At 56.4% G+C, this 18871-nt stretch carries 19 protein-coding genes; 6 read left to right on the top strand and 13 right to left on the bottom strand.

Features of this window, described 5'->3' with window-relative positions; translation table 11 throughout:
* The first annotated feature begins 40 nt into the window (after positions 1-40).
* Genes OO258_RS08820 through OO258_RS08810 form a run of 3 tightly spaced genes read left to right on the top strand, consistent with a single transcriptional unit; the run spans position 41 to position 2422 of the window.
* Positions 41-1348 (top strand): OprD family porin, encoded by a 1308-nt coding sequence (locus tag OO258_RS08820; RefSeq protein WP_266029833.1) that lies wholly within the window; start codon positions 41-43, stop codon positions 1346-1348.
* 58 nt (positions 1349-1406) lie between these two features.
* A complete protein-coding gene (locus OO258_RS08815; RefSeq protein ID WP_266029831.1) occupies positions 1407-1796 on the top strand; it encodes a RidA family protein in 390 nt (129 codons plus the stop codon).
* Positions 1793-2422: an RraA family protein gene (locus OO258_RS08810; protein ID WP_266029829.1), complete on the top strand. Its 630-nt coding sequence runs from the start codon at positions 1793-1795 to the stop codon at positions 2420-2422. The genes OO258_RS08815 and OO258_RS08810 overlap by 4 nt, the downstream gene beginning before the upstream one ends.
* A 228-nt stretch (positions 2423-2650) precedes the next feature.
* Here OO258_RS08810 and OO258_RS08805 read toward each other — a convergent pair whose 3' ends face one another.
* The 4 genes from OO258_RS08805 to salA all read right to left on the bottom strand — a co-directional run bounded on the left by OO258_RS08805 (position 2651) and on the right by salA (position 7764).
* Entirely contained in the window at positions 2651-4294 is a 1644-nt protein-coding gene (locus OO258_RS08805) for an acetolactate synthase large subunit (RefSeq protein ID WP_266029827.1), read from the bottom strand.
* A gap of 84 nt (positions 4295-4378) precedes the next feature.
* Positions 4379-5326: a SphA family protein gene (locus OO258_RS08800; protein WP_266029825.1), complete on the bottom strand. Its 948-nt coding sequence runs from the start codon at positions 5324-5326 to the stop codon at positions 4379-4381.
* Positions 5327-5504: 178 nt separating this feature from the next.
* The gene (locus tag OO258_RS08795) at positions 5505-6269 is read right to left on the bottom strand and encodes an SDR family NAD(P)-dependent oxidoreductase (protein ID WP_266029823.1); all 765 of its coding nucleotides are present in this window, start codon (positions 6267-6269) and stop codon (positions 5505-5507) included.
* Between the two features lie 208 nt (positions 6270-6477).
* Positions 6478-7764, bottom strand: a complete 1287-nt coding sequence (salA, locus tag OO258_RS08790) for a salicylate 1-monooxygenase (protein WP_266029821.1) — start codon at positions 7762-7764, stop codon at positions 6478-6480.
* Between the two features lie 172 nt (positions 7765-7936).
* Between salA and OO258_RS08785 the strand changes: the two genes are divergently transcribed.
* Complete coding sequence (locus OO258_RS08785; protein WP_266029819.1) at positions 7937-8860, top strand: LysR family transcriptional regulator; 924 nt, start codon at positions 7937-7939, stop codon at positions 8858-8860.
* Between the two features lie 80 nt (positions 8861-8940).
* On the opposite strand, the gene OO258_RS08780 is transcribed toward OO258_RS08785, so the two are convergent.
* The 4 genes from OO258_RS08780 to OO258_RS08765 all read right to left on the bottom strand — a co-directional run bounded on the left by OO258_RS08780 (position 8941) and on the right by OO258_RS08765 (position 12304).
* Positions 8941-9546 carry an isochorismatase family protein gene (locus OO258_RS08780; RefSeq protein WP_266029817.1) on the bottom strand — a complete coding sequence of 202 codons (606 nt, stop codon included), beginning with the start codon at positions 9544-9546 and terminating at the stop codon, positions 8941-8943.
* Between the two features lie 24 nt (positions 9547-9570).
* Positions 9571-10305, bottom strand: coding sequence for a pirin family protein (locus OO258_RS08775; RefSeq protein ID WP_266029815.1), 735 nt, complete (start codon positions 10303-10305; stop codon positions 9571-9573).
* Positions 10306-10328: 23 nt separating this feature from the next.
* The gene (locus OO258_RS08770) at positions 10329-11282 is read right to left on the bottom strand and encodes an alpha/beta fold hydrolase (RefSeq protein WP_266029813.1); all 954 of its coding nucleotides are present in this window, start codon (positions 11280-11282) and stop codon (positions 10329-10331) included.
* Positions 11283-11407: 125 nt separating this feature from the next.
* Positions 11408-12304, bottom strand: a complete 897-nt coding sequence (locus OO258_RS08765; protein ID WP_266029811.1) for a LysR family transcriptional regulator — start codon at positions 12302-12304, stop codon at positions 11408-11410.
* Positions 12305-12411: 107 nt separating this feature from the next.
* On the opposite strand from OO258_RS08765, the gene OO258_RS08760 reads away from it, so the two are divergent.
* Positions 12412-13773, top strand: a complete 1362-nt coding sequence (locus tag OO258_RS08760) for an MFS transporter (RefSeq protein ID WP_266029809.1) — start codon at positions 12412-12414, stop codon at positions 13771-13773.
* A 188-nt stretch (positions 13774-13961) separates the two neighbouring features.
* Positions 13962-14915 (top strand): LysR family transcriptional regulator, encoded by a 954-nt coding sequence (locus tag OO258_RS08755; RefSeq protein ID WP_266029807.1) that lies wholly within the window; start codon positions 13962-13964, stop codon positions 14913-14915.
* Between the two features lie 38 nt (positions 14916-14953).
* Here the strand turns inward: OO258_RS08755 and OO258_RS08750 are convergent, their stop codons facing one another.
* The 5 genes from OO258_RS08750 to dmpG form a co-directional block, all read right to left on the bottom strand.
* Positions 14954-15862, bottom strand: coding sequence for a LysR family transcriptional regulator (locus OO258_RS08750; RefSeq protein WP_266029805.1), 909 nt, complete (start codon positions 15860-15862; stop codon positions 14954-14956).
* A 97-nt stretch (positions 15863-15959) separates the two neighbouring features.
* Positions 15960-16355, bottom strand: a complete 396-nt coding sequence (locus OO258_RS08745) for a nuclear transport factor 2 family protein (protein WP_019470806.1) — start codon at positions 16353-16355, stop codon at positions 15960-15962.
* 58 nt (positions 16356-16413) lie between these two features.
* Positions 16414-16878, bottom strand: coding sequence for an SRPBCC family protein (locus tag OO258_RS08740; protein ID WP_266029802.1), 465 nt, complete (start codon positions 16876-16878; stop codon positions 16414-16416).
* A gap of 117 nt (positions 16879-16995) precedes the next feature.
* Entirely contained in the window at positions 16996-17760 is a 765-nt protein-coding gene (locus tag OO258_RS08735; protein ID WP_266029800.1) for an SDR family NAD(P)-dependent oxidoreductase, read from the bottom strand.
* A 97-nt stretch (positions 17761-17857) separates the two neighbouring features.
* A complete protein-coding gene (gene dmpG / locus OO258_RS08730; protein WP_266029798.1) occupies positions 17858-18871 on the bottom strand; it encodes a 4-hydroxy-2-oxovalerate aldolase in 1014 nt (337 codons plus the stop codon).

Genomic DNA, 18871 nt, shown 5'->3' with positions numbered 1-18871 from the left:
CCAGGCGAGCGCTTTCCATTTCCATTTGAAGAGTTTCCCGATGAAAAAGTACCTGATGAGTGCAGGCGTTTTCGCCTTGTCCCCCTTCGCTCAAGCCGATCTGGTGGGCGACAGCCATGCGAACCTTGGCCTGCGCAACTTTTACTTCAACAACGACTTCCGCGATCAGGCCGGCAGCCTCGGCCAGAGCAAAACCGAAGAGTGGGCCCAGGCCTTCGTGCTCGACTTCAAATCCGGTTTTACCGATGGGCCAATCGGAGTCGGCCTGGATGCCTTGGGCTTGATGGGTGTGACGCTCGATAGCGGCGATGGTCGCCACCGGGGCAGCAGCATGATCCCCGACGACGGCAGCGGCGCGGCCCAACAGTGGAGTCGCCTGGGCCTGACACCCAAGCTGAAAGTCGCCAACACCGAACTGCGATACGGCACGCTGATGCCCAAGCTGCCGGTGCTGACCTACAACGATGGTCGCCTGCTACCCCAAACGTTCGAGGGCGCCCAGATCACCTCAACCGACCTGGATGGCCTGACCCTTACCGGCGGGCGCCTCAATCGTGCTACGGGCCGTGCCTCCAGTGACCGTACTGGATTGGCCGTAGCCGGCGGCACCCGTGAGAGCGACCAGTTCCTCTTCGCGGGTGGCGACTACCGCTTCGGCAAACAACTCACGGCGCAATACTACGTTGCCAACCTTGAGGACTATTACACCCAGCACTTCGTAGGCCTCACCCACACCCTTCCGTTCTCCGAAGGCCAATCGCTACGGACTGATCTGCGCTACTTCCGCACCTTCGCCGATGGAGCAAACGACTCTGCTTCTGGTCGCGCAGGTGGATACCGCGTGGGCGGTTACACCGAGGACGGTGACGGCAAGATCGATAACCACACCTGGAGCGCCGCGCTTACCTATTCCGTACAGGGACACGCGCTCATGGCCGGCTATCAGGCAGTGTCGGATGGGAGCAACTTCGTTCAGCCGAACCAGGGCTCCCTCAGCGGCAAGGGTGCAGGGGGTGCCAGTGTCTATCTCTACACCGACCGTATGCTCGCGAGCTTCAACCGGGCAGGCGAGCGTACCGCGTTCGCTCAGTACAGCTACGACTTCGCCGCTGCCGGCGTACCTGGCCTGAAGTTCTCCCTGATGTACCTGAAGGGTGACGACATCCGCACCACCAGCGGAAATGACGCGAGCGAATGGGAGCGGGATGTTGGCCTGGATTATGTCGTGCAGGACGGTGCATTCAAGGGCCTCGGTCTGGCTTGGCGCCACGGGTTGCTGCACTCCGAAATCGATCCCAACCAGGAACAAAACCGACTCATAGTCAGCTACACCCTGGCGCTTTTCTGATTTCTGACCAAGTGCTGCCGGCGAGCCGGCGGCACGCCTTCGCTTCAAGGAGCTCTCAATGAAACGCATCCACAGCGCCACTGGCACCATCAGCCCAGTAGGCCCCTACTCCCAAGCCGTGGTCAGCGGCCACCTGGTATTCACCGCCGGCCAGATCCCATCACTGGGCAGCCTCGAGGAACAACCCGATAACTTCAAAGATCAGGTCAGACAGACCTTCGCCAACCTGGCCGCGATCCTCGACGCAGCTGGCTCCAGCCTGTCACACATCGTCAAGGTCAACGCATACCTGACAGATCCCGATCAACTGACGCCATTCAACGAGGTTTACAAGGAAATCCTTGGCCATGCACCACCTGCCCGTACAACCGTCTGCGTACAGTTGTGGGGAGTGAGCCTGGAAATCGACTGTATAGCCGAGCTGGTCGACATGGAGCGTGGGAAATGAACGACAACGATTTTATCGCAAAGCTGCGAGAGGTCAGCTTCGCTGCACTGGGCCACTTCCTCGAACAAGGGTTCGTCAGCCACGAAGTCCGCGCAATGGTGCCGGGCGGACGCATTGTTGGCCGGGCAGTGACGTTGCGTCTTGCAGAGCCGGATGCCATCGCAGTCAATCGCGCCCTGATCTCCCTGCAGCCGGGCGACGCTCTGGTGATCGACATGGCGGGTGACCATGCCCACGCTTGCGTTGGTGCGGTCACGCAGTTTGCGGCTCGCTGCGCAGGTGCAGCCGGCATCATCGTTGACGGCGTAGTTACCGACATCAACGAGCTGCGTGCTTGCCAGTTGCCGGTCTTCGCTCGCGGCACCACTCAGCTGACTACCAAGCTGATCGGAAGCGCCACCAGCCAGGTGAATGTGACAGTGAACTGCGCTGGGGTCACGGTGAATCCAGGCGACCTTGTCTTGGCCGATGACAACGGTGTGCTCATCTTGCCAGCACGAGAGCTGACAAAAGTAATAGACAAGGCACTCAATGCCGACCTCACTGAACCCGATTTACTGGCGCGACTGCGCGATGGCGTACCGCTCCACGAGATGCTGCTTACGAGTATTGAAACGGCTAGCTAAACTGTGTGAGGCTGCTCGCACATGGGTGATTGGAAACCTGCCATCCACCCATGTGCAGTGCAAATCATAGAGTAAAAAAACGCCATTAAGACGCTTCCCGAGGGTGCCTCAATAGGGCTGAGGCACTGCTCGGCGTAAGTTGCAGTTGAACGCTCGCCATGCGAGCGGGAGTGACGGAATAACGGGAAGCGTCCCCCGTGCCCCCCCCCGATCTCGCCACCGGAAACCTTATACAGCCAGTGATCGTTCACGTAATTCCCCATTAAGGATGCGGTCGTTCTCACTGTAGTCGACTGGGCAGTCGATCACGTGCACGCCGGGGTTGGCAATGCAGTGATCCAGCAGCGGCAGCAAAGCATCAGCACTGTCCACTCGGTATCCATTGGCGCCGTAAGCTTCGGCATATTTAACGAAGTCCGGGTTGCCATAGTCCAGGCCGAAATCGGTGAAGCCCATGTTGGCCTGTTTCCAGCGGATCATGCCGTAGCCGTCGTCCCGCAGGATCACCACAGTGATGTGCATGCCCAGACGGACCGCGGTTTCCAGTTCCTGACTGTTCATCATGAAGCCACCGTCGCCGCACACCGAAATCACCGGACGATCCGGATGTACCAGATGCGCCGCCATGGCCGACGGCAGGCCGGCGCCCATAGTCGCCAGTGCATTGTCCAGCAGCACGGTGTTCGGCTTGTGCGCCTTGTAGTTACGGGCGAACCAGATTTTGTAGATGCCGTTGTCCAGGGCAACGATGCCTTCAGACGGCAGCACGCGACGGATGTCGGCCACCAGGCGCTGTGGGTAGACCGGGAAGCGGTCATCATCGGCACCTTCGGCGATCTGCGCTTCGTTGGCTTCACGGATGGCCATCAGGCGGGTGAAGTCCCAGTGCGCGGTATCGTTCAGCGCTTCGCTGATCTGCCACACGGCATTGGCGATGTCGCCGATCACTTCCACCTGCGGGAAGTACACGGCATCGACTTCGGCGGAGCGGAAGCTGATGTGGATGACTTCGGTGCCACTACGGACCATGAAGAACGGCGGCTTTTCGATCACGTCGTGGCCGATGTTGATGATCAGGTCGGCCGCTTCGATGGCGCGGTGGACGAAGTCACCGGACGACAGCGCAGCGTTCCCCAGGAAACGCGGGTGACGCTCGTCGACCACACCTTTACCCATTTGGGTGGTGATGAACGGGATGCCGGTCTTGTCGATCAGCTGCTTGAGGACCTTGGCGGTCATCTTGCGGTTGGCACCGGCACCGATCACCAGGATCGGGCTGCGAGCCTTCTGCAGTTTTTCTACAGCGGCTTCGACGGCCTTGTGTTCCGCCAGGGGGCGACGGTGGAGGCTCGGGGGAATCGGCAAACTGTCGGTCTGTTCCGCCGCGATGTCCTCAGGCAACTCCAGGTGCACGGCGCCCGGTTTTTCTTCTTCAGCCAGGCGGAACGCTTCGCGCATACGCGCCGGGATGTTGTCGGCGGAGGCGAACTGGTGGGTGTACTTGGTGATGGGGTCCATCATGCCGCACACGTCGATGATCTGGAAACGGCCTTGCTTGGACTTCTTGATCGGTTTTTGGCCGGTGATCATCATCATCGGCATGCCACCCAAGTACGCGTAGGCACTGGCGGTCACCAAGTTGGTCGCGCCAGGGCCAAGGGTCGACAGACTAACGCCGGTTTTGCCGGTGAGGCGGCCATAAGTGGCAGCCATGAAGCCGGCGGACTGCTCGTGACGGGTCAGTACCAGCTTGATCTTCGACTTGCGCAGGGATTCCAACAGGTCCAGGTTTTCTTCACCGGGAATGCCGAACACATACTCGACACCTTCGTTTTCCAGGCATTGCACAACGACATCGGCGGCCTTGGTCATATCAGTTCACTCTCTGAGATTGTTGTGGAAATAAACGAATGGGGACTGGGTGCTCCCCCTTGATTGACCCAGGCGTGTGGCGCCTTAGAACAATAAAACGGCCTGCAACCAGATGCGCTCCCCCTGTGCCCTGTTTTCCACCAGCGCTTCATGTTGCCACTTCAGGACGACTCCAAATTCTGGCGTCTGGTATTTCACCACCGGGCCAAATGCAGCGACCTGCCCACGGTTGCCGTTCTCTCCCACCGACTCACCCTGGTGCTCGTCATCGCTGACCTGTTTGTACAGATAGCCGCTCAAGCCCACTTGCCAGTGCTCATTTACGCTGTAGCCCAAGTGGTAGTCGACGTTGACCTCCCGTCCCGATCGATAATCGGTCTCACGGTTGTTCTCATTGATCATGTACAGCATCTTTGCACTGATCTCGAGTTCATCGATTGGGTTGGCTGTGATCGAATACCAAGGCGAATACGACCACACATTCGTCCCGGCGTTGAACAGTCGGTCTTTGTCATACGAACCTGTGGGGGCGTAGACATCCACACCCAGCATCTGGTGAACGCGTGGCGAACTCCAGCCCATGAACAATGGGGTAAATGCAAGATTGGCAAGTCCCGCGCTTTTGCCGCTATAGCGCACGCGGCCCTGAGGCGTGTTCGTGTACCAACTCACTTGGCCGCTGATGTAAGGCTGCGCAGCTCGGCTGGCGATTGTTGCACCGAATAGGGTGTAGTCGCTGTAAACGTAATCAAGGCAGACGGCAAGAGCCTCGTAGCTGATGCTGAAGTCCTCAATACCCGACTGTTCATGACCATTTGCGTCTTTTAGCTCTGTTGCCTTATACGCAGAACTGTAGAGAAAGGTCGTCAGCCCTGGCGGTGGCATTCGGCCAGCCAGTACCGTGTCCAGGCCTAAAGGGTACGCAGTACCGTTATATTCAGTCGCGTGTGCGGGGGCATTCAACAGCAGGGTGGCGGCTGCACAAAAAACAGGGAAACGGTTGCCGGTCAGCAACGCAGGGGCACGCAGCATAAAGATGATCTCGTATGGATTGTTGTTTTAATTACGAAGATTCATGTAGTGGATGCTTCATTTCAGGCAGCAGTGTTCCTCCTGGTGCCAGGTAACTTGCTCGGATTCGGGGGAAATACTTCAGTTGGGCGCGGCACTCTCGGCTTAATGAGAATGCCGCAGCCATCATGCTTGATCGCTACCAGGCAGTAGTACCGCCGTCCACGCGGATATCCGTACCGGTGATGAAGGAGCTCTCATCCGAGGCCAGAAATAGCGCCGTGGCAGCGACTTCTTCCGGTTTCCCCATGCGCCCCAGCATGACCTTGCCTACCATGGTCTCGGCCCATACGGGATCTTGGAGCAGCGGAATGGTTTGCTTGGACTCGATCAGGCCGGGGGAAATGCTGTTGGCCCGCAGTCCATGGACTCGCCCCTCCAGCGCCAACTGGCGAGTCATGGACAGCACGGCGCCTTTCGCCGCCGAGTGGGCAATCCCGGGCAGCAGTTTGTATGTGGACCACGCTGACACAGACGCCGTATTGATGATCGACGCACCCGGCGACTTGATCAGTTCAGGCCATGCGGCCCGCACCATGTGAAAGACCAGGTTCACTTCCTGATCGATGGTGCGGTGCCAGTCGTCATCGGAGATCTGATCAATCCATCCAAAATAGGCCATTGCAGCGTTGTTGAACAGCACGTCCACACGGCCATAGGTTGATACAGCGAGATCAACCAGCTTGGCACAACTGGCTGGGTCGGTCAGGTCGCAACGACTGAGGGAGACCATATCGCCGCCCTGTCCTCTGACCATCTCCACTGTCTCTTCGGCAGATTCCGGATACACATCGCAGCCAACAACCTTGGCGCCCTGCCGAGCAAACATAAGCGCAGCAGCTCGGCCCATTGAGCCACCGGTACCCGTAATAATGCAGACCTTGCCTTTCAAACGATCGCTCATGACGTGTTCCTTGTTGTTATTTGAATATTTTCAGGCGCAACATCTAAAAAAAGACTATGGAGTCGATATTTGAGTAAACTTTAGGGACTTGCCCACTTGGATGACTAGTCGAGCAAATCACTAAACACTGTTGCGTGTGAGCACCAATAATCATCAGGGCTGAGCCGGTATTGAGTGGACTTATACATTGGTCCGCTCCCTTCAGATATCACGCTGCCTGGACATGCAACCCCAGGATTTTCATAGCCTCAAGTAGATCGACGTGCATATCGTGCTGCCATAGCCAGTCGAATCGCTCGCTCAGCGCTTTGCCCAACATTTGCTGGTTATCTAATACATCAGGGTTACGAAACTCATAAAGCTCGCCCGCCTCCCACGACGTTCTTTGGGCACGGCAGGCGCGTGGACGGCGTACGGCGTCATACGCTTCCAGCACAGCTTCAGGATTCTTGTTGACCACTTGTGGGTAGGCAAGTAGGCGCGCGAGTAGCCAGGCGTCTTCTAGGCCTTGACCAGCGCCCGCACCTTGATGCGGCAGCATTGCATGGGCCGCGTCGCCGATCACGGCCACGCGCCCATGCGTGTAACCTGGAAGCTCTGGGAGGTCGTGCAGTGCCCATAACGATGGGCTCGCAATAGCCTCCAACAGGATGCGTGCTGCATCGCCCCAGCCCGCAAACGCCTGCAGCATTTCTGTTTGACTTGCAGTCCTGACCCAAGGCTCATCACTCGGCCAGGTTGGTTCGGAATGGGTACGATTGGAGGTGAATGCGACCACATTGATCAGCCTCCCCTGTTTGACAGGGAAGGTAAGGATATGACCATCCAGGCCGAGATACATCTGTGGCACATTCAGTAGGTGTTCATCGACCCCGCGCGCCCGGTAGGTGCGGCGTAACTGCTGGCTGTCAATAAGGCCGCGGTAGGCGCAAGTACCACTGAACCGGGGTGAAACCAAGGGTTGCTGCAAGCCCTGCAGTACATGGTCACGAATCGATGACTTGATGCCGTCGGCGCCGATCAACAAATCACAGTGATGCTTACTACCATCAGAAAACGTTACGCGAACCCCCTCCTCGTTCTGAATCACCTGTTGCGCACGCTTCCCAAACTGAGCAATACCCGATGGCAACTGCCGGGCCAGCGCATCCAGAAAATCAGCGCGATGGACCGAAGACTGGCCGACCCCCTCCGCAACGCTGTTACCCAAATAGTGGGCATTGCTGCCAAGGCGCCACTCAAACCAGATGTCTTGCCATGGAGCGGGTGTGCAATCAGCGATCTTTCGGTAATGCCCTGCAATACCTAAGCCCGCGATTGCTCTGACCGCGTTAGCGCCAAACGAAACGCCAGCGCCCACTTCGCCAAATGCGGGGGCGGCTTCAAATAATTGAACGCTTAGGTGGGTATGTCGGCAAAGATTGAGAGCGAGGGCGATGCCGGCAATACCGCCACCGATAATCGAGACACGCAAGGCAGAAGATGAGTCATGCATAGCTAAATACCCCTGGGAATGATTGTTATTGGAGCTCCCAGATGATTGCTGCTGTGATGTTATTTATAAATGCCGTGACCGGTATAATGCCCATCACGCTTGTGAATGTACCTGGCAGCCCGATTACCCGGCATTGCCTTCAACCATCGACGGTTAGGAAAGTAACGGCATCATGGAACTACGCGACCTGGACCTGAACCTGCTGCTGGTTTTTAACCAATTGCTCATAGATCGCAAGGTTTCGACCGCCGCAGAAAATCTCGCACTGACCCAGCCCGCAATGAGCAACGCACTCAAGCGCCTGCGCACAGCGCTCAATGATGAACTGTTCGTACGGACCTCCAAAGGCATGGCGCCGACCCCATATGCGTTGCATCTGGCTGGGCCGGTAACTAATGCCATACAAACGCTGCGCGATGCGCTTGTCCGACAAAATACATTCGATCCTTTGACCTGCAACCGGCGCTTCACCATGGCCATGACGGACATCGGCGAAATCTATTTCATGCCTGCGTTGATGGATGCCTTGGCTGAGCTAGCCCCAGGGTGCACCATCAGCACACTGAGAAACACTTCTGATTCCGTCGCCGAGGGGCTGCAAAATGGTACTGTCGACCTGGCGGTTGGTTTGCTTCCTCATCTGCAAGCAGGTTTTTTTCAGCGCAGGCTGTTCCATCACCGCTACGTATGCCTCTGCCGTGCTGGTCACCCTGCCACGCTACAGCCACTGACACTTGAAGCGTTCTCCAGTTACGGTCACGTAAAGGTGGTAGCTGCCAACACAGGGCATGGTGAGGTGGACACCTTCTACGCGCGTGCTGGCGTTGCGCGCAATGTCCGCCTTGAAGTCCCGCATTTTGTGGCGGTGGGACACATACTTCAGCGAACGGACCTCCTCGCAACAGTTCCGGAACGCTTTGCGATCAGTTGTCAGGAACCGTTCGGCCTCTGTATGTTGCCACCCCCGGTTGAATTGCCAAATATCGAGATCAACCTGTTCTGGCATGAACGTTTCAACAAGGATCCGGCGAATCGGTGGTTGCGCCAAACGATGTTTGACCTGTTTTCAGACCAGCAGAGGGTGGCGATTTCGTGATGTGGTTTGACTGCAGCTCGATGCGCGCCTAGGGGGGAGCAGTTAGCCTCCCCCGAGTTCCGATGGATGGATGCCAAACGTTATTTGATGCCAGCCCCTAATGCAGGGAACACATCACTGAACAACAGGCCAATCAACTGCTGTCCGTTTGGTGTTGACCAGTCTTTGCCGATTTCTGCCATCAACGTATTGGTGGCGGTGAGTACCACGCCAGCATCATGCATTCTCTGCCGGGCGAATTCCTCAGATAGCAAGCTGGGCGATCCTGACGCATCCATCACCGCTTGCACTGCGAAGCCTTCCTGAGCAGCGTCGATCGCAGGGAAGATAAGGCAGACATCAGTAGTTACCCCCGCCATGATCAGGTTCTTGCGGCCAGTAGCCAGTACCGCTTTGTGGAAGTCTGGATATTCCCAGGCATTTACCACGCCTGGCCGTTTGACCCTCGCTGCGTACGCATCTGGAAGCACCTGAGCGATTTCCGGCAGTATCGGGCCCTGAGCTTGATCTTCCTGACTCGAAGTAATGACTACTGGCATATTGAGAATTTTTGCCATTTTTGCCAATGCAACCGACTGTTTGGCGGCAAGATCACTGTCGATGTTCTTGATCAATTGCATCGTACCGACCTGGTGGTCGATGAGCAGCAATGCGGCGTTGTCTGCGGTAAATCGTACGACAGCCATAGTTCAGATCCTCGCTGGGTGGAGTCACACAAAGGGTAGCGGAGGGCCGCTGAAAAGCACGGCCTGGGCACTACCATGCGGCGCCTTGAAGATTATTGTCTGGGTTTTGTCTTGTGCCGTGAAAACCGGGACCTGGAGGTCTTCACGGTCGAAAAGCTGTCCATCGATTTCCGCCGTACCGGCTATCGGTAAAACGAACATGCAATGCCCCTCTGTCACGGGCACACGTAACTCCGCACCTGCGTCGAGGTTGATATCGAGCATCGTTACTTCGGTGGGAGGATCCACGGGAGAGCGCACGCCCTCATATTGCCCTAGCGGTATCCTGATAATCGCCCCCGGCTTGTTCACCACTGGTACAGCCTGTGATTCGAGTATCAACGGGAAAGGAGCGATACCTTGCCTCGACTGCGCAAGAGCTACGAAAATTTGTAAACCATGAACGGTTTTCCCGGATTGCGCCGGTACTTCCTCATGGGTCACACCGCGCCCGGCAGTAGTCCAATGCAGCCCGCCGGGGCTGATAATGTTTTGAGTACCGATTGAATCCCGGTTTGCCATTCCCGTTTCTGAATCGCCAAGCAGGTACGAGAGGGCCGAAATACCGGCGTGGTGGTGCGGAGCAAAAGTGGGGGCGGTCATCCAGTAATGATCAACCCCGATGAAGGGTGAGATCAGATGCTGATCTGTTCGCAGCCCGTAACCATGGAAGTGATCACCCACCTTGGCGCGATGGACTGGGACAATGACTTTAGACATGTATGCAACCTCTGGATCGGGTCTCAGGCAGGGGCATCTGCATAAGGTGCGAAAAAGCGCTGCAAAGCGCCAAGCAGCGCATCCGGTTGCTCCTCTGCAGGGTAATGACCACACGCCGGGATGACGACGGACTCGACATTGGCCGCCACTGTGCGCAGCTCTGCGTCAACACTGTCGCCGCGTGCAAGCGCGCCGGAAAACGCAAGCACCGGTAGAGTCAAACGCGTTGCCATGCGCTCCCGGTTTTGCGGGATCGACTGATCAATGGCGCGGTAATAGTCAAAGCTTGCTCGCAGCGCTTCTGGATCACGCTTGAGCAACGCTATGTAATGGTCAACGGCGTAACGGGGCACGGCGTCAGGCGAACCGGCCTTGGTAGCGAACTGATGGCCGAAATAGATTTCTTCACGCCCTCTGACAAGCAGCTCGTTGACGCTGAAAGCCCGATTGAAATTGAAATGCCAAAGGAAGTCACTTAGCCATCGTTGATCTGGCAGTAAAGGCGGTGAAGGTGAAACCCCTGGGATTAGCGCCTCACCCAACGCAATGCGCTCGATTCGCCCGGGTTGGTCGTGGGCCATGGCATAGCCTGTCCACATGCCGATATCGTGGCCTGCCATGGCGAAAGAGGCGTAACCCAACGCATCCATGAGTGCAAACATGTCTTGGGCAAGGGTTATGGAGTCATAGCCCTCTGAAGGTTTTTCTGAAAGCCCTACACCGCGGGGATCGACAGCGATCACCGTGTAGTGGCGAGCCAAGGGCAGCATGAGGTAGCGCCAGGCAAACCAGCTCTGCGGCCAACCACCCAGTAGCAGCAATGGCTTGCCTTCGCCGCCTATGACGGCGTGCAAGTCCACTCCGTTGGCAGGCACCTGATAACTTTCAAACACCTCGGTAAAACCCTCAGACAAACCGGGGGCATCGTGTACGGATCCAAGTCCCGACAGTGTTTTTAAGTGCTCCGTTTGCAACATCCGAATTCATCCGATTCATTTAATCGAATGACGTTAGAAGTGATGAGCGGGGATGACTAGGGGCGAAAACACCAAAGGCTGTTGCGACTATGCACCAGTCGCTGTAGACGGTCAAAAGTGACTCATTACTCGCTGAACACTGTCGAGATCAATCGCCGCAACCACACACTCCGTGGTGCCTCATGATAGCGGGCGTGCCAGTACTGCTTGAGGTCGTAGCGCGGAAACGCCAGTGGGGGCTCCACCGTTCGTACATTCGGGTGATGAATGTACATGTTGGCAACTGTGCGTGGTAGAACGACGATCAGGTCCGATTGCTCGATGATCGAGGGCACGCTCATGTAATGAGATGTCTGCAGCACGATGTTGCGATGAACGCCGCTCTTGCCCAAGTGGGCTTCGTACATTTCCTGGCGACGACTGCCATCTCGAACCTGCAAATGCTCCAACTTGCTGAAGGTGTCAAGCGTCAGGTGTTCGCCCACCAAGGGGTGGTCGAGTCGTACCAGGCAGACCAAATCGTGTGAAAACAGCCGTTGCTGGTAAATGTTTGACGTAATCAAATCGGGGAAATAACCCAACAACGCATCGACCCGCCCTTCATGAAGACTTTCCACAAGCTCATCAGGTGCGAGGCTGATGGTGCGTATCCGGGCACTGGGTGCAAGCCGTCGCAGGCTCTGGAATAACGCCGGCAGGAACACTACCTCCCCTACCTCACTCAGGCAGAAAACGAATTCCTGTTCGCTGGTAGCGGGGTCGAAGCTGGGTCCGATGAGGATGTCACGATCAATAATCTCGATGACTTCACGTGTGTGCTCAATGATGCCTTGTGCACGGGGGGTGGCCTCCATCGCATTGCCGGCGCGAATGAACAATGGGTCACCCAAGGAATGACGCAAACGCGCCAGCGCAGCGCTTGCCGCTGGTTGACTCATGCCAAGCCGCTTGGCGGCTGTTGTTACGTTGCCGGTTTCGTATACGGCAAGCAAAACGCGCAGCAGATTCAGATCGGTTCGCATGGGTATAACCAAAACGGATAGTTTACATAAATAGAATTAGCTTCCTTTATTTAAAACGGTTAGCGACGATCCCGTCTACTCAAAAAATAAAAATATGGATCGTACCCATGAATGCTACGCCCATCCGAATTGGCGAAATCATCGATCGTGCCAAGATTTCGCCCTACCAGATCGCAACCCTGTCCATGTGCTTCATCATTGTTCTTATCGACGGTTTTGATACCGCGGCCATTGGTTATATCGCGCCTTCTCTGCGGGAAGAATGGGGGTTAGGGCCCCGCCAGTTGTCACCCGTCTTCGGCGCCGGACTGTTCGGGCTCATGGTCGGCAGCCTGATGTTGGGCCCAATAGCCGATGCTGTCGGGCGTAAGCGTGTTTTGCTGATTTCCATATTGGTGTTCGGGCTGGCGACGTTCGCCAGCGCATACACCCAGACCATCGAATCGTTGACAATTTTGCGCTTCGTCACAGGCGTCGGCTTGGGCGGAGCGATGCCCGCCTGCATAGCCTTGAGTGCCGAATATTCGCCAAAGCGACGCCGAATGATCCTCGTGACATTGAGTTGGAGTGGTTTCACCGCTGGACTCGCTTTGGGCGGCGTGCTGGCCGCCTACCTGATACCTGCATACAGCTGGCGTTCAGTGTTAATCCTGGGCGGTATTTTACCCTTGCTGCTATTACCGCTGCTGGCGTGGCTGATGCCAGAATCTGTCCAGTTCATGGCCTCATCAGCCAAGCATGCAGAACGCCTGCGTAGAGTGGTCGAGCGGATCACTCGCACTAGCTGGCGCGACATCACGATCAGCGGTGACCAGGATCATGACCAGGCAAGATCGCCGGTCAAATATCTCTTTATCGAGGGCCGTGCCATTCGCACGCTGCTGCTGTGGCTCTCGTTCTTCTGCTCACTGTTTGTCTTTTACCTGCTCAGCAGTTGGCTGCCAACGCTGCTCAAAGATGCAGGTTACGATATTGCTCATGCATCACGCATCGGTGCCATGGTGCCCCTGGGCGGAACAGCTGGCGCCCTCCTCATGGCCATGCTGATGGACCGTACAGGGCCTTACCCAGTGCTAGCAGTTGCGTATTCGGTGACAGCAGTCGTCGTTGCGATTACTGGCTACATGATGGGGGATGCCTATCAGTTGGCCGCGATGGTGTTTGTCATCGGCTTTGGTATCGCCGGTGCACAGAATGGTCTGAATCTCGTGGCAGCAACGTTGTATCCCACCACCGCTCGCGTCACTGGCGTCAGTTGGGCAATGGCGGTAGGCCGTTCCGGTTCGATTGTGGGTTCCATGATGGGCGCGTGGGTCATCGCCGCAGCCGGTAATGCCCAGGCCTTCTTCCATTGCTTGGCTGCTCCAGTGGCCGCGGCTGCAATCACGCTCTGCACCCTCTACTGGTTAGATAGGCGAGAACGCGATCCAGCGCCTTCAACAATGACGGCACATTCCGAAGCTCAGTAAGCCATTAGGGCCATGACTGCTCCACTGATGGAACAGTCATTTCAACCCAGACGCCTTTATCCCCTTCCTTGGGTGACTGATCATTACGCCATCAGTCCGCGTAGCCGTCACAGGCGCCACGACTCCTCTCACTCCAGCGATCGGCCTCACTCTCTAACGGGGCGTTCGATTGCAGGAAAAGGTGATGCATGAAAGATCTGAACGACCTGTATTACTTTGTGTTGGTGGTCAAGCACGGCGGTTTTTCTGCAGCGTCTCGCGCAACCGGGATCGAAAAAACGCTTCTCAGCCGGCATGTGGCCCACCTGGAGTTACGAATGGGCGCACGGCTGCTGCACCGGACGACCCGTCAGGTCTCGCTGACCGAGGCAGGTCATCATTTTTATGCCCTCAGCCAACCTGTCGTTGAGGGGGCACACACTGCTTATGAAAGTGTCGAGCACCTGCGGCGTGAACCCGTCGGGCTGGTGAGGCTGAGCTGCCCGCAAGTAATGGCGCAGACCTACTTGGCCCCTCTGCTCCCAGGCTATATGGAAAAGTATCCCAAGGTCCGCTTGGAGATGAGCGCGGTGGACCGGGAGGTCGACTTGTTCGAAGAGCGCTTTGATTTGGCGCTACGGTCGCGGGCAAAAATAGAGGAAACCGCAGGCCTTGTTGCGAAAAGTCTGGGAACCTCTCGGAAGATTTTAGTCGCAAGCCCTCGATACCTTGATCGTGTGGGACGGCCTGCAACTGCACACGGCCTGTCTGGCCTGGAGACGCTCTCTCGCCCGGGTGACATCCACGATGGCGTGGGACGATGGCTATTACAAGATCACGAGGGTGAAGACGTGCTGATCAGTCATCAACCGCGGTTGATCACTGACGACCTACGCATGCAACTGGAAGCTGCGGTCAATGGCATCGGAGTAGCTCTGCTGCCCGAACCCATTGCTGCGGCATCTGTCAACTCAAAGGATCTGGAGGTCATCCCGTCCTGGACCGGTGCAACGCACATCATCCATTTACTCTATCCCAAGCCCAAAGGCATGCTGCCCTCTGTCCGTAGCCTGATCGACTACCTGAGCCTGCATCTGCCCCACATTTTCACGGCCGAGGACTCTCCTTTGAGCCTACACAGCGACGGGGTCAAGTCCACGTAGGTTGGAGGGCAGTGTCAATATGCCCTGGAAAAATCCTGTCATTGCCAGACCGATTGCTGGCTGCGCAGTACGCCGCCCACCATTTCTCTGAACCATCGGCTCTGTGGGTCGCGGTGAAACCGATCATGCCAATACAGATCGATCTCGAATGATGGCACCTGCAGGGGCAGAGGCCATATTACGAGCGGATAGAATTGCGCCAAGGTTTTACCCAGTGCATTGGGTAGTGTCCATATCATGTCAGAGTCCAGCAGCAGGTGAGGACCTGACAGATACTGGGGAATTCTCATTTTGATGCAGTCCCTCCCTCCGGCATCGATCATGGCGCGCTCAAGCGCCAGATGGCCACTGCCCCCAGACTCGACCAGCAAATGCTCACTTATAGCAAAAGCCTCTGGCGTTAAGCCCCCCTGCGCCAATGGATGATCCTTGCGCATGGCGCAAACATAATGCTGCGAGAAGACGGCCGTTCGATGAATATCGGTTTGAAGCGTTGGCATGAACCCCAGCGCCAGATCAATCCTTCCGGTGGATAGGCCGTTCAGGGTTTCGTCCATCCCCGCCGCCACAGTGTGGATGCGCGCCTTAGGCGCTACACGCGCGAGTTCGCTGACAATGGCAGGCAAGCAGACCACCTCACCGACATCACGCATGCGTACCGTGAACGCTTTTTCGCAGCTTTGCGGATCAAACATGGGCATCTGGCAGGCAGCTTCTCTTACCATGGCCAGTGAGGTCAGTAATCTGGGTGCTATGTGAATGCAGAACGGCGTCGGCTCCATACGCCGACCTACCAGCGTAAAGAGCCTATCGCCATACTCGCTGCGCAAGCGTTTGAGCGAACCGCTCACCGCCGCCTGGGTGACCCCTAGATTCTGGGCCGCTATGGAAGCCGAATGGTCCCGCCATAACGCTTCGAAGGTATAGAGAAGGTTCAAGTCTTTCATCACAACGCCTTCTGGTGCGCCAAAACCAAAACACCGCGCGAGCCGGCAAAGCATTCGTGGACTCTAGCCGACAAGCGCGGTGCAACCACTCGGTGAATTACGCAGTCGCCTGCAATAACACCGCGTCGACAGAGGCTTTACTGAACAGTGATGAAATATCGATGTGAATTCGATAGTCGTGGATCAAACGTGATGCATCAAACTGTACAACGACGCAACACGGCACGGACAGGATGACACCGTCGAGCTTGGTATAGTGCGTATCGAAACGTAAGACAGTGGTATCTCCTTCACTCCAAACACCTTGGGGATCGTGTTTGAGGCCGGCAATACCACTGAAAAACAGCTCGATTGCCTCCCTGACAGCCTGCTTCCCGCGGAGCTCTGGGGCATTCCCGAAACGAAATACAACATCATCCGTCAGATAGCTCAAAAAACCATCGACAGACATCCGGTCTACATCTTCAAACATACCAGTCAGTTCATGCTTCATCGCAAGGCAATCCTCATTTTTTGTTGTTGTTTTTGAGCGTGCATCAGGTTGCCGCTACTCAGGCGGCCTTTTTGACCTTGTTACGAATGGTATCCAAGGTACTCTTCACAGCGCCCAGATAAGACTTCTGCATCCCTTCTGCAAATGCAGTTTCCTGCTCGCTGCCAGGCTTCGCGCCCGACAAGGAAAAATCGAAGGTGAACCGCAGGTACAGTTCGCCGTTTTCTTCTTCGATGACGTTCTTGATGATCCCGCGTGCGTTGCCAGACAGGCGCACAAACTCGACTTGCTGCTCTTCGGTGAGGATGACCAGCTCTTGCAGGCGTTCGCCGTGCAACAACACCTCACGAATAAAGCGATCGCCCTTGTCCTCGACGATGTTGCATTCGGTGATGGCCGATACAAAAGGAACGGCATTGCGCGCTTTACTGACCAGGCCTTCCCACACCTGGCTACGGTCAAGGCGCACGCCGCCTGCGTCCGGTTCAGCGTTTACTTGAATACGACGACCTACATTAATCATGACAGACTCCGTTTACTTCTGAATTAGCTCTGCTGCCGTTGCTAAATCAGCAAGGCAACCTTAGGCGACCGTTCCCAGTCGATGACATTGAAAATACAAAGGCCGCGAGCAGCTCCATCAAGTGGTGAGGTAACCGCCGTCGACGGCCAGCGATGTACCGGTTACGAAACTCGCGTCGTCCGACAGCAACCATAGTGCCGCCTTGGCAATTTCCTCTGGTTGGCCTAGACGGCCAATCGGGTGGCGCTCCCGCAATGCCGAAAACTGCTTGGCGAAGTTCGGGTCTTGTGAGGCACGTACGATCATCGGCGTTTCGATGACACCCGGCATGATCGCGTTAACGCGGATGCCTTGCGTGCCATAGTCAACCGCAGCCGCCTTGGTTAAACCAATCACGCCGTGCTTGGCTGCTACATAATCAGCAGCGGCCGCAATTGCTACCGCGCCTAATGCAGACGCGGTATTCACGATTGAGCCACCCCCACTGTTCAGCATGGCGCGAACCTGATACTTCATGCAGTAGAAAACACCCGTCAGGTCAATGCGAACAATGCGTTCCCATGCGGCAGACGAGATCTCATGAAGCGGCAAGTTACTTTGCTCGACGCCGGCATTGTTAAACGCACCATGGAGCTTGCCAAACCGAACCACGACCTCCTCAACTGCAGCGGCAACAGCCTCTTCATTCGTGATATCACATACGATTGAGTAAGCTTTGCCGCCCGTCGAAGTAATAGCGCTGTAGACCTCTTCAAGACCCGAAACATCGCGATCTATCAATACAACCCTTGCGCCAGCTTCGGCAAAGGCCAGTGCAGAGGCACGTCCAATACCGCCTGACGCCCCAGTTAGCATGATGTTTCGGTCTTTTAGATCAGCCATGATGGAACACATCCTCGTTGTTTTTTTCACTCTATTTTGAGTGACCAAGACGGACAATCCCGTAAAAACACCAAAGACTGTTGCAATGATCCACCAATCAACGTCGAGTCAGATCCAAGGCAACATCGACAATCATGTCTTCTTGGCCTCCAACCATTTTCCGACGGCCCAACTCGACCAAAATGTCCACAGTACTCAGGCCATACCGTTTGGCCGCTGCTTCAGCATGGCGAAGGAAGCTTGAGTAAACGCCCGCATAGCCAAGCGCCAAGGTCTCGCGGTCAACTCGCACCGGTCGATCTTGAAGGGGTCGGACGATGTCATCGGCAGCGTCCATCAGGGTGTAGAGATCGGTGCCGTGATTCCAGCCCAACCGCTCGGCGGCGGCGATGAAAACCTCCAAAGGTGCGTTGCCGGCCCCAGCGCCCATTCCCGACAAACTTGCATCAACGCGATCACATCCCTCCTCCACCGCGACAATGGAGTTGGCCACGCCGAGGCTCAGATTGTGGTGGGCATGGATCCCGGTTTGCGTGTGCGAATCAAGCACGTCTTTCAGCGCTTTGAAGCGATCGCGCACACCGGTCATGTTCAATGCGCCGCCTGAGTCGACCACATAAATGCAATTTGCTCCGTAGCTCTCCATCAACTTGCCTTGCTGCGCCAGCCCTTGCGGTGTCTGCATGTGGCTCATCATCAAGAAACCGACAACATCCATGCCCAGCTTTCTAGCGTATTCGATATGTTGACGAGAAACATCGGCTTCAGTGCAATGGGTCGCAATACGCGCCCCGCGGGCCCCCGCTGAATAGGCGTCCTTGAGATCGTGAATGGTCCCGATCCCGGGCAACAGCAGCGTGGTGATCATCGCGTGGCGGGTCACACTCGCCACTGTTTCGATTAGCTCCAGGTCGCTGTGGGCAGCAAACCCGTAGTTAAAACTAGAACCCTGCAAACCGTCGCCATGGGCTACTTCGATGGAATCTACCCGAGCATCATCCAGGGCTTGGGCGATTGTCCGTGCGTGTTCAAGGCTGTACTGATGGCGAATGGCGTGGCTACCGTCGCGCAGAGTCACGTCCGAGATGTAGATTTTTTTCTGCGTTGTCAT

This window comes from Pseudomonas sp. DCB_BI, assembly GCF_026240995.1.
GTDB lineage: Bacteria > Pseudomonadota > Gammaproteobacteria > Pseudomonadales > Pseudomonadaceae > Aquipseudomonas.
The sequence above is the reverse complement of the archived record's forward strand: the minus strand, read 5'-3'. Positions and strand labels throughout refer to the sequence as shown.